This is a genomic window from Enterobacter sp. WCHEn045836, from assembly GCF_003965585.1.
Taxonomy (GTDB): domain Bacteria; phylum Pseudomonadota; class Gammaproteobacteria; order Enterobacterales; family Enterobacteriaceae; genus Enterobacter; species Enterobacter dissolvens.
Genome location: NZ_RXPT01000031.1, coordinates 16,408 through 28,950, shown reverse-complemented (window position 1 = coordinate 28,950; position 12,543 = coordinate 16,408). Strand labels below are relative to the sequence as shown.

General features: G+C 52.3%; 8 protein-coding genes and 1 pseudogene. All 9 read left to right on the top strand.

Annotation, left to right across the window (positions count from 1 at the left end):
• Nucleotides 1-166, top strand: a pseudogene (gene tuf / locus EKN38_RS24890) (elongation factor Tu); the annotation flags it as partial.
• 229 nt (nt 167-395) lie between these two features.
• Nucleotides 396-779 (top strand): preprotein translocase subunit SecE, encoded by a 384-nt coding sequence (gene secE / locus EKN38_RS24885; protein WP_013094999.1) that lies wholly within the window; start codon nt 396-398, stop codon nt 777-779.
• Nucleotide 780: 1 nt separating this feature from the next.
• Nucleotides 781-1,326 (top strand): transcription termination/antitermination protein NusG, encoded by a 546-nt coding sequence (gene nusG, locus EKN38_RS24880; protein ID WP_003862341.1) that lies wholly within the window; start codon nt 781-783, stop codon nt 1,324-1,326.
• Nucleotides 1,327-1,481: 155 nt separating this feature from the next.
• Entirely contained in the window at nt 1,482-1,910 is a 429-nt protein-coding gene (gene rplK, locus EKN38_RS24875; protein ID WP_008503452.1) for a 50S ribosomal protein L11, read from the top strand.
• A gap of 3 nt (nt 1,911-1,913) precedes the next feature.
• Entirely contained in the window at nt 1,914-2,618 is a 705-nt protein-coding gene (rplA, locus tag EKN38_RS24870; RefSeq protein ID WP_013095000.1) for a 50S ribosomal protein L1, read from the top strand.
• A 292-nt stretch (nt 2,619-2,910) separates the two neighbouring features.
• A complete protein-coding gene (rplJ, locus tag EKN38_RS24865) occupies nt 2,911-3,408 on the top strand; it encodes a 50S ribosomal protein L10 (protein WP_014830237.1) in 498 nt (165 codons plus the stop codon).
• 66 nt (nt 3,409-3,474) lie between these two features.
• Nucleotides 3,475-3,843 carry a 50S ribosomal protein L7/L12 gene (gene rplL, locus EKN38_RS24860; protein WP_013095002.1) on the top strand — a complete coding sequence of 123 codons (369 nt, stop codon included), beginning with the start codon at nt 3,475-3,477 and terminating at the stop codon, nt 3,841-3,843.
• A gap of 319 nt (nt 3,844-4,162) precedes the next feature.
• A complete protein-coding gene (gene rpoB, locus EKN38_RS24855; RefSeq protein WP_014830238.1) occupies nt 4,163-8,191 on the top strand; it encodes a DNA-directed RNA polymerase subunit beta in 4,029 nt (1,342 codons plus the stop codon).
• 76 nt (nt 8,192-8,267) lie between these two features.
• Nucleotides 8,268-12,491, top strand: a complete 4,224-nt coding sequence (gene rpoC / locus EKN38_RS24850; RefSeq protein WP_013095003.1) for a DNA-directed RNA polymerase subunit beta' — start codon at nt 8,268-8,270, stop codon at nt 12,489-12,491.
• Nucleotides 12,492-12,543 lie beyond the last annotated feature (52 nt).

Here is a 12,543-nt window from a genome sequence, read left to right as displayed (position 1 = left end):
TACCATCGAACTGCCAGAAGGCGTAGAGATGGTAATGCCAGGCGACAACATCAAGATGGTTGTGACTCTGATCCACCCAATCGCGATGGACGACGGTCTGCGTTTCGCAATCCGTGAAGGTGGCCGTACCGTTGGCGCGGGCGTGGTTGCTAAAGTTCTCGGCTAATTGCTGATAACATTTGACGCAATGCGCAATAAAAGGGCATCATTTGATGCCCTTTTTGCACGCTTTCACGCCAGAACCTGGCTCATCAGTGATTATTTTTGTCATAATCATTGCTGAGACAGGCTCTGCAGAGAGCGTATAATTCGAAAAGCGAATTAGCATTTCGATTTGGTTTGCCTCGCGATCGCGGGGTGAAAATGTTTGTAGAATACTTCTGACAGGTTGGTTTATGAGTGCGAATACCGAAGCTCAAGGGAGCGGGCGCGGCCTGGAAGCGATGAAATGGGTAGTGGTAGCCGTTCTGCTGATCGTAGCGATCGTCGGCAACTATCTTTATCGTGACATTATGCTGCCGCTACGCGCGCTTGCAGTGGTAATTCTGATTGCTGCAGCGGGTGGTGTCGCGCTGTTGACGACAAAAGGCAAAGCGACTGTCGCTTTTGCACGCGAAGCGCGTACCGAAGTCCGCAAGGTAATTTGGCCGACTCGCCAGGAAACATTGCACACCACGCTGATCGTAGCGGCGGTAACCGCTGTAATGTCACTGATCCTGTGGGGACTGGATGGTATTCTGGTTCGCCTGGTATCCTTTATCACTGGCCTGAGGTTCTGAGATGTCTGAAGCCCCTAAAAAGCGCTGGTACGTCGTTCAGGCGTTTTCCGGTTTTGAAGGCCGCGTAGCAACGTCGCTGCGTGAGCATATCAAATTACACAACATGGAAGAGTTATTTGGCGAAGTTATGGTTCCGACCGAAGAAGTGGTCGAGATCCGTGGCGGCCAGCGCCGTAAAAGCGAGCGCAAATTCTTCCCGGGTTACGTGCTGGTTCAGATGGTTATGAACGACGCGAGCTGGCACCTTGTGCGCAGCGTACCGCGCGTGATGGGCTTTATCGGCGGCACGTCTGACCGTCCGGCGCCAATCAGCGACAAAGAAGTCGATGCGATTATGAACCGCCTGCAGCAGGTGGGTGATAAGCCACGTCCGAAAACGCTGTTTGAACCGGGTGAAATGGTTCGTGTTAATGACGGTCCGTTTGCTGACTTTAATGGTGTGGTCGAAGAAGTGGATTATGAGAAATCCCGCCTGAAAGTGTCTGTTTCTATCTTCGGTCGTGCGACCCCGGTAGAGCTGGACTTTGCCCAGGTAGAAAAAGCCTAAGCAGCGATCAAAAAAGCGACGATTTAATCGTTGCACAAGGCGCGAGATTGGAATACAATTTCGCGCCTTTTGTTTTTATGGGGCACGGCCCGTAAAACGATTTTATTCACGGGGAGCCTCCCTGAGGCGCTATCACCCAATCAGAGGATTTTAGAATGGCTAAGAAAGTACAAGCCTACGTCAAGCTGCAGGTTGCAGCTGGTATGGCGAACCCAAGTCCACCAGTTGGTCCAGCTCTGGGTCAGCAGGGTGTGAACATCATGGAATTCTGTAAAGCGTTTAACGCCAAAACTGAATCCCTGGAAAAAGGTCTGCCAATCCCAGTCGTCATCACTGTTTACGCTGACCGTTCTTTCACTTTCGTTACCAAAACCCCTCCAGCAGCAGTTCTGCTGAAGAAAGCGGCTGGTATCAAGTCTGGTTCCGGTAAACCGAACAAAGACAAAGTGGGTAAAATTTCCCGCGCTCAGCTGCAGGAAATCGCGCAGACCAAAGCTGCCGACATGACTGGTGCCGACATTGAAGCGATGACTCGCTCTATCGAAGGTACTGCACGTTCCATGGGCCTGGTAGTGGAGGACTAAGAAATGGCTAAACTGACCAAGCGCATGTCCGTGATCCGTGACAAAGTTGATGCGACCAAACAGTACGACATCAACGAAGCTATCGCTCTGCTGAAAGAACTGGCTACCGCTAAGTTCGTTGAAAGCGTTGACGTTGCTGTTAACCTGGGCATCGATGCTCGTAAATCTGATCAGAACGTTCGTGGTGCAACTGTACTGCCACACGGTACTGGCCGTTCCGTTCGCGTAGCTGTATTTACTCAGGGTGCAAACGCAGAAGCTGCTAAAGCTGCTGGCGCTGAACTGGTAGGTATGGAAGATCTGGCTGACCAGATCAAAAAAGGCGAAATGAACTTTGACGTTGTTATCGCATCTCCAGATGCAATGCGCGTTGTTGGCCAGCTGGGCCAGGTTCTGGGTCCACGCGGCCTGATGCCAAACCCGAAAGTGGGTACTGTAACGCCTAACGTTGCTGAAGCGGTTAAGAACGCTAAAGCAGGTCAGGTTCGTTATCGTAACGACAAAAACGGCATCATCCACACCACCATCGGTAAAGTGGACTTCGACGCTGACAAACTGAAAGAAAACCTGGAAGCTCTGCTGGTTGCGCTGAAAAAAGCAAAACCAACTCAGGCGAAAGGCGTGTACATCAAGAAAGTTAGCATCTCCACCACCATGGGTGCAGGTGTTGCAGTTGACCAGGCTGGCCTGAGCGCTGCTGCAAACTAATGCCTTTACGTGGGCGGTGATTTTGTCTACAATCTTACCCCCACGTTTGCTAACGAAAGTTAGCGGCTAAAAGAATTGTTCGTTGGAGCCTGGCCTAATCCAGGCCTCCGTCGAAGACCGCAGGTGTTTCGCAAGAGACTTAATCCCCTGCGTAGACGGTGACAGAACGCTAAGATTATTTTTGGATATTCTGGCTTGTTTCTGCTCACCGTATTAAGACGCTCTTTCCGTTGGGAAGAGTGAAGTGAGTTCCGGAACATGAGTTCCGGCAAACATCCAGGAGCAAAAGCTAATGGCTTTAAATCTTCAAGACAAACAAGCGATTGTTGCTGAAGTCAGCGAAGTAGCCAAAGGCGCGCTGTCTGCAGTAGTTGCGGATTCCCGTGGCGTAACTGTAGATAAAATGACTGAACTGCGTAAAGCAGGTCGTGAAGCTGGCGTTTACATGCGTGTTGTTCGTAACACCCTGCTGCGCCGTGCTGTTGAAGGTACCTCTTTCGAGTGCCTGCAAGACACGTTTGTTGGTCCGACCCTGATTGCATACTCTATGGAACACCCGGGCGCTGCTGCTCGTCTGTTCAAAGAGTTCGCGAAAGCGAATGCAAAATTTGAGGTCAAAGCCGCTGCCTTTGAAGGTGAGCTGATCCCGGCGTCTCAGATCGACCGCCTGGCAACTCTGCCGACCTACGAAGAAGCAATTGCACGCCTGATGGCAACCATGAAAGAAGCTTCGGCTGGCAAACTGGTTCGTACTCTGGCTGCTGTACGCGATGCGAAAGAAGCTGCTTAATCGCAGTTATCTTTATAAAGCATCTGCTTACGTATAAACTTATTCTGATATTCAGGAACAATTTAAATGTCTATCACTAAAGATCAAATCATTGAAGCAGTATCCGCTATGTCCGTAATGGACGTTGTTGAGCTGATCTCTGCAATGGAAGAAAAATTCGGTGTTTCTGCTGCTGCTGCTGTAGCTGTTGCTGCTGGCCCAGCTGCTGACGCTGCTGAAGAGAAAACTGAATTCGACGTAATTCTGAAAGCTGCTGGCGCGAACAAAGTTGCAGTAATCAAAGCTGTTCGTGGCGCTACCGGTCTGGGTCTGAAAGAAGCTAAAGACCTGGTAGAATCTGCTCCAGCTGCGCTGAAAGAAGGCGTGAGCAAAGACGACGCAGAAGCACTGAAAAAATCTCTGGAAGAAGCTGGCGCTGAAGTTGAAGTTAAATAAGCCAACTTTTCTGGTTGCAGCCTAAGTAATTAGGCTGATGGCTGGTGACTTTTTAGTCACCAGCCTTTTTGCGCTGTAAGGCCTCGGTAGCATTTCACACTGTTTGACTATCGATGTGTCTTTCAATGCTTGTTTCTATCGACGACTTAATATACTGCGACAGGGTGCTCGCTCTGTGTAAATCGCAATGAAATGGTTTAAGCGTGATAGCAACAGGTATTGCGGAAAGTATTCAATTTTCCGGTCCACAAAATGGTGTTGCACAAACTGTCCCTTCGTCGGACAGATGGGTCGACTTGTCAGCGAGCTGAGGAACCCTATGGTTTACTCCTATACCGAGAAAAAACGTATTCGTAAGGATTTTGGTAAACGTCCACAAGTTCTGGACATTCCATATCTCCTTTCTATCCAGCTTGACTCGTTCCAGAAGTTTATCGAGCAAGATCCTGAAGGGCAGTACGGCCTGGAAGCAGCCTTCCGTTCCGTGTTCCCAATTCAGAGCTACAGCGGTAACTCCGAGCTGCAGTACGTCAGCTACCGCCTTGGCGAACCGGTGTTTGACGTTCAGGAATGTCAGATCCGTGGCGTGACCTATTCCGCACCGCTGCGCGTAAAACTGCGTCTGGTGATCTACGAGCGCGAAGCGCCGGAAGGCACTGTTAAAGACATTAAAGAACAAGAAGTCTACATGGGTGAAATTCCACTCATGACAGACAACGGTACTTTCGTAATCAACGGTACTGAGCGTGTTATCGTTTCCCAGCTGCACCGTAGCCCGGGCGTCTTCTTCGACAGCGATAAAGGTAAAACACACTCTTCCGGTAAAGTACTGTATAACGCGCGCATCATTCCTTACCGTGGTTCATGGCTGGACTTCGAGTTCGATCCAAAAGACAACCTGTTTGTCCGTATCGACCGTCGTCGTAAACTGCCTGCAACCATCATTCTGCGTGCACTGAACTACACCACTGAGCAGATCCTGGACCTGTTCTTTGAGAAAGTGATCTTTGAAATCCGCGACAACAAGCTGCAGATGGAGCTGGTGCCGGAACGTCTGCGTGGTGAGACCGCGTCGTTCGACATCGAAGCCGACGGCAAAGTGTATGTGGAAAAAGGTCGCCGTATTACCGCGCGCCACATCCGTCAGCTGGAAAAAGATGATATCAAACACATCGAAGTTCCGGTTGAATACATTGCAGGAAAAGTAGCCGCGAAAGATTACGTTGATGAATCAACTGGCGAGCTGATCTGCCCGGCGAACATGGAGCTGAGCCTGGATCTGCTGGCTAAGCTGAGTCAGGCTGGTCACAAACGTATCGAAACGCTGTTCACCAACGATCTGGACCACGGTCCGTACATCTCTGAGACTGTACGCGTCGACCCAACCAACGATCGTCTGAGCGCGCTGGTAGAAATCTACCGCATGATGCGTCCTGGTGAGCCACCAACTCGCGAAGCGGCTGAAAGCCTGTTCGAGAACCTGTTCTTCTCTGAAGACCGCTACGATCTGTCTGCGGTTGGTCGTATGAAGTTCAACCGTTCTCTGCTGCGCGATGAGATCGAAGGTTCCGGTATCCTGAGCAAAGACGACATCATCGAAGTGATGAAGAAGCTCATCGATATCCGTAACGGTAAAGGCGAAGTGGACGATATCGACCACCTCGGCAACCGTCGTATCCGTTCTGTAGGTGAAATGGCGGAAAACCAGTTCCGCGTTGGCCTGGTACGTGTAGAGCGTGCGGTGAAAGAGCGTCTGTCTCTGGGCGATCTGGATACCCTGATGCCTCAGGATATGATCAACGCCAAGCCGATTTCTGCCGCCGTGAAAGAGTTCTTCGGTTCCAGCCAGCTGTCTCAGTTCATGGACCAGAACAACCCGCTGTCTGAGATTACGCACAAACGTCGTATCTCTGCACTCGGCCCAGGCGGTCTGACTCGTGAACGCGCAGGCTTCGAAGTTCGAGACGTACACCCGACGCACTACGGTCGCGTATGTCCAATCGAAACCCCTGAAGGTCCAAACATCGGTCTGATCAACTCCCTGTCCGTGTATGCACAGACAAACGAATACGGTTTCCTTGAGACCCCGTACCGTAAAGTGACTGATGGTGTTGTTACCGACGAAATTCATTACCTGTCTGCTATTGAAGAAGGCAACTACGTTATCGCTCAGGCGAACTCCAACCTGGATGACGAAGGCCACTTTGTAGAAGATCTGGTTACCTGCCGTAGCAAAGGCGAATCCAGCTTGTTCAGCCGCGACCAGGTTGACTACATGGACGTATCCACCCAGCAGGTGGTATCCGTCGGTGCGTCCCTGATCCCGTTCCTGGAACACGATGACGCCAACCGTGCATTGATGGGTGCGAACATGCAACGTCAGGCCGTTCCAACTCTGCGTGCTGATAAGCCGCTGGTTGGTACCGGTATGGAACGTGCTGTTGCCGTTGACTCCGGTGTTACTGCAGTGGCTAAGCGTGGCGGTACCGTTCAGTACGTTGACGCATCCCGTATCGTTATCAAAGTTAACGAAGACGAGATGTATCCGGGCGAAGCGGGTATCGACATCTACAACCTGACCAAATACACGCGTTCTAACCAGAACACCTGTATCAATCAGATGCCTTGCGTATCTCTGGGTGAGCCAGTTGAGCGCGGCGACGTGCTGGCAGACGGTCCGTCCACCGACCTCGGTGAACTGGCGCTCGGTCAGAACATGCGCGTAGCGTTCATGCCGTGGAACGGTTACAACTTCGAAGACTCCATCCTCGTCTCCGAGCGTGTGGTTCAGGAAGATCGTTTCACCACCATCCACATTCAGGAACTGGCCTGTGTGTCCCGTGACACCAAGCTGGGGCCAGAAGAGATCACCGCTGACATCCCTAACGTGGGTGAAGCTGCGCTCTCCAAACTGGATGAATCCGGTATCGTTTACATCGGTGCGGAAGTGACCGGCGGCGATATTCTGGTTGGTAAGGTTACGCCGAAAGGTGAAACTCAGCTGACGCCAGAAGAGAAACTGCTGCGTGCAATCTTCGGTGAGAAAGCGTCTGACGTTAAAGACTCTTCTCTGCGCGTACCAAACGGTGTTTCCGGTACGGTTATCGACGTTCAGGTCTTCACCCGTGACGGCGTTGAGAAAGACAAACGTGCGCTGGAAATCGAAGAGATGCAGCTCAAACAGGCTAAGAAAGACCTGTCTGAAGAACTGCAGATCCTCGAAGCGGGTCTGTTCAGCCGTATCTATGCGGTACTGGTTGCCGGTGGCGTTGAAGCTGAGAAGCTCGACAAACTGCCACGCGATCGCTGGCTGGAACTGGGCCTGACCGACGAAGAGAAACAAAATCAGCTGGAACAGCTGGCTGAGCAGTATGACGAACTGAAACACGAGTTCGAGAAAAAACTCGAAGCGAAACGCCGCAAAATCACTCAGGGCGACGATCTGGCACCAGGCGTGCTGAAGATTGTTAAGGTGTATCTGGCTGTTAAACGTCAGATCCAGCCTGGTGATAAGATGGCAGGTCGTCACGGTAACAAGGGTGTTATCTCTAAGATCAACCCGATCGAAGATATGCCGCACGATGCTAACGGTACGCCGGTAGATATCGTACTGAACCCGCTGGGCGTACCGTCTCGTATGAACATCGGTCAGATTCTGGAAACCCACCTGGGTATGGCTGCGAAAGGTATCGGCGACAAGATTAACGCCATGCTGAAACAGCAGGAAGAAGTCGCGAAACTGCGCGAATTCATCCAGCGTGCCTACGATCTGGGTACCGATGTGCGTCAGAAAGTCGACCTGAACACCTTCAGCGATGAAGAAGTGCTGCGTCTGGCAGAGAACCTGCGCAAAGGTATGCCAATTGCAACGCCGGTATTCGACGGTGCAAAAGAAGCTGAAATTAAAGAGCTGCTGCAACTGGGTGGTCTGCCAACGTCTGGTCAGATTACGCTGTTTGACGGCCGTACCGGTGAACAGTTCGAGCGTCCGGTAACCGTAGGTTACATGTACATGCTGAAACTGAACCACCTGGTCGACGACAAAATGCACGCTCGTTCTACCGGTTCTTACAGCCTGGTTACTCAGCAGCCGCTGGGTGGTAAGGCACAGTTCGGTGGTCAGCGCTTCGGGGAGATGGAAGTGTGGGCGCTGGAAGCATACGGCGCAGCATACACCCTGCAGGAAATGCTCACCGTTAAGTCTGATGACGTGAACGGTCGTACCAAGATGTATAAGAACATCGTGGACGGCAACCATCAGATGGAACCGGGCATGCCAGAGTCCTTCAACGTACTGTTGAAAGAGATTCGTTCGCTGGGTATCAACATCGAACTGGAAGACGAGTAATTCTCGCTCAAACAGGTCACTGCTGTCGGGTTAACGCCCGACAGCAGAGTGTGCTAACTCCGACGGGAGCAAATCCGTGAAAGACTTATTAAAGTTTCTGAAAGCGCAAACTAAAACCGAAGAGTTTGATGCGATCAAAATTGCTCTGGCTTCGCCAGACATGATCCGTTCATGGTCTTTCGGTGAAGTTAAAAAGCCGGAAACCATCAACTACCGTACGTTCAAACCTGAGCGTGACGGCCTTTTCTGTGCACGTATTTTCGGGCCAGTAAAAGATTACGAGTGCCTGTGCGGTAAGTACAAGCGCCTGAAACACCGTGGTGTGATCTGTGAGAAGTGCGGCGTTGAAGTGACCCAGACCAAAGTGCGCCGTGAGCGCATGGGCCACATCGAGCTGGCGTCTCCGACTGCTCACATCTGGTTCCTGAAATCTCTGCCGTCCCGTATCGGCCTGCTGCTGGATATGCCGCTGCGCGATATCGAACGTGTTCTGTACTTCGAATCTTATGTGGTTATCGAAGGCGGGATGACGAACCTGGAACGTCACCAGATCCTGACTGAAGAGCAGTATCTGGACGCGCTGGAAGAGTTCGGTGACGAATTCGACGCGAAGATGGGTGCGGAAGCTATTCAGGCCCTGCTGAAGAGCATGGATCTGGAGCAAGAGTGCGAGCAGCTGCGTGAAGAGCTGAACGAAACCAACTCCGAAACCAAGCGTAAAAAGCTGACCAAGCGTATCAAACTGCTGGAAGCGTTCGTTCAGTCTGGTAACAAGCCAGAGTGGATGATCCTGACCGTTCTGCCGGTTCTGCCGCCAGATCTGCGTCCGCTGGTTCCGCTGGATGGTGGTCGTTTCGCAACGTCCGATCTGAACGATCTGTATCGTCGCGTGATCAACCGTAACAACCGTCTGAAACGTCTGCTGGATCTGGCTGCGCCGGATATCATCGTACGCAACGAAAAACGTATGCTGCAGGAAGCGGTAGATGCCCTGCTGGATAACGGTCGTCGCGGTCGTGCGATCACCGGTTCTAACAAACGTCCTCTGAAATCTTTGGCCGACATGATCAAAGGTAAACAGGGTCGTTTCCGTCAGAACCTGCTCGGTAAGCGTGTTGACTACTCCGGTCGTTCTGTAATCACCGTAGGTCCATACCTGCGTCTGCATCAGTGCGGTCTGCCGAAGAAAATGGCACTGGAGCTGTTCAAACCATTCATCTACGGCAAACTGGAGTTGCGAGGACTCGCCACCACCATCAAAGCCGCTAAGAAAATGGTTGAGCGTGAAGAAGCTGTCGTTTGGGATATCCTGGACGAAGTGATCCGCGAACACCCGGTACTGCTGAACCGTGCACCAACCCTGCACCGTCTGGGTATCCAGGCATTTGAGCCAGTCCTGATCGAAGGTAAAGCTATTCAGCTGCACCCGCTGGTCTGTGCGGCGTATAACGCCGACTTCGATGGTGACCAGATGGCTGTTCACGTACCGCTGACGCTGGAAGCCCAGCTGGAAGCGCGTGCGCTGATGATGTCTACCAACAACATCCTGTCTCCAGCGAACGGTGAACCAATCATCGTTCCTTCTCAGGACGTTGTATTGGGTCTGTACTACATGACCCGTGACTGTGTTAACGCTAAAGGCGAAGGCATGGTGCTGACTGGCCCGAAAGAAGCTGAGCGTATTTATCGCGCTGGCCTGGCCTCTCTGCATGCGCGCGTTAAAGTGCGTATCACTGAATATGAAAAAGATGCTAACGGCGAATTCGTTGCGAAAACCAGCCTGAAAGACACGACTATCGGCCGTGCCATTCTGTGGATGATCGTACCGAAAGGTCTGCCTTTCTCCATCGTCAACCAGGCGCTGGGTAAGAAAGCGATCTCCAAAATGCTGAACACCTGTTACCGCATTCTGGGTCTGAAGCCGACGGTTATCTTCGCTGACCAGACAATGTATACCGGCTTTGCTTATGCAGCGCGTTCAGGTGCATCTGTTGGTATCGATGACATGGTCATCCCAGAGAAGAAACACGAGATCATCTCTGAAGCGGAAGCGGAAGTTGCGGAAATCCAGGAGCAGTTCCAGTCTGGTCTGGTCACCGCGGGCGAACGCTACAACAAAGTTATCGATATCTGGGCTGCGGCGAACGATCGTGTATCCAAAGCGATGATGGATAACCTGCAAACCGAAACCGTGATTAACCGTGACGGCGTGGAAGAGCAGCAGGTTTCCTTCAACAGCATCTACATGATGGCCGACTCCGGTGCGCGTGGTTCTGCAGCACAGATTCGTCAGCTGGCAGGTATGCGTGGTCTGATGGCGAAGCCAGATGGCTCCATCATCGAAACGCCAATCACCGCGAACTTCCGTGAAGGTCTGAACGTACTCCAGTACTTCATCTCCACGCACGGTGCGCGTAAAGGTCTGGCGGATACCGCACTGAAAACAGCGAACTCCGGTTATCTGACGCGTCGTCTGGTTGACGTTGCGCAGGATCTGGTGGTGACCGAAGACGATTGTGGCACCCTTGAAGGTATCACCATGACTCCGGTTATCGAGGGTGGTGATGTTAAAGAGCCACTGCGCGATCGCGTACTGGGTCGTGTAACCGCGGAAGACATTCTGAAGCCGGGTACCGCAGACATTCTGGTTCCACGCAACACGCTGCTGCACGAACAGTGGTGTGACCTGCTGGAAGCGAACTCTGTTGACTCCGTGAAAGTGCGTTCCGTTGTATCCTGTGACACCGACTTTGGTGTATGTGCGCACTGCTACGGTCGTGACCTGGCGCGTGGCCACATCATCAACAAAGGTGAAGCCATCGGCGTTATCGCGGCACAGTCCATCGGTGAGCCGGGTACACAGCTGACGATGCGTACGTTCCACATCGGTGGTGCGGCATCTCGTGCGGCTGCTGAATCCAGCATCCAGGTGAAAAACAAAGGTAGCATCAAGCTTAGCAACGCGAAATCGGTTGTGAACTCCAGCGGTAAACTGGTTATCACTTCTCGTAACACCGAGCTGAAGCTGATCGACGAATTCGGTCGTACCAAAGAGAGCTATAAAGTGCCTTACGGTGCTGTTATGGCGAAAGGTGATGGCGAGCAGGTTGCCGGCGGGGAAACCGTTGCAAACTGGGATCCACACACCATGCCAGTTATCACCGAAGTAAGTGGTTTCATCCGCTTCACTGACATGATCGACGGCCAGACCATTACTCGTCAGACTGACGAGCTGACCGGTCTGTCTTCTCTGGTGGTTCTGGATTCTGCTGAACGTACTACCGGCGGTAAAGATCTGCGTCCTGCACTGAAAATCGTTGATGCTCAGGGTAACGACGTTCTGATCCCAGGTACCGATATGCCTGCGCAGTACTTCCTGCCAGGTAAAGCGATTGTCCAGCTGGAAGATGGCGTACAGATCAGCTCTGGTGACACCCTGGCGCGTATTCCTCAGGAATCCGGCGGTACCAAGGACATCACCGGTGGTCTGCCACGCGTTGCGGACCTGTTCGAAGCTCGTCGTCCGAAAGAGCCGGCAATCCTGGCTGAAATCAGCGGTATCATCTCCTTCGGTAAAGAGACCAAAGGTAAACGCCGTCTGGTTATCACCCCGGTAGATGGCAGCGAGCCGTACGAAGAGATGATTCCTAAGTGGCGTCAGCTCAACGTGTTCGAAGGTGAACGTGTAGAACGTGGTGACGTGGTTTCCGACGGTCCAGAAGCGCCGCACGACATCCTGCGTCTGCGTGGTGTGCATGCTGTTACGCGTTACATTGTTAACGAAGTACAGGACGTATATCGTCTGCAGGGCGTTAAGATTAACGATAAACACATCGAAGTTATCGTTCGTCAGATGCTGCGTAAAGCGACCATCGAGAACGCGGGCAGCTCCGAGTTCCTGGAAGGCGAGCAGGTTGAGTACTCACGCGTCAAGATCGCTAACCGCGAACTGGAAGCGAACGGCAAAATCGGTGCGACCTTCTCGCGCGATCTGCTGGGTATCACCAAAGCGTCTCTGGCAACCGAGTCCTTCATCTCTGCAGCATCGTTCCAGGAAACCACTCGTGTCCTGACCGAAGCCGCTGTTGCAGGTAAACGTGATGAACTGCGCGGTCTGAAAGAGAACGTTATCGTGGGTCGTCTGATCCCGGCGGGTACCGGTTATGCGTACCATCAGGATCGTATGCGTCGTCGTGCTGCAGGCGAACTGCCAGCTGCACCGCAGGTGACTGCTGAAGATGCATCCGCGAGCCTGGCAGAACTGCTGAACGCAGGTCTGGGCGGTTCCGACAACGAGTAATCGTTGATGCAGTAAATAAAAAACCCGCCTCGGCGGGTTTTTTTACAGCTGT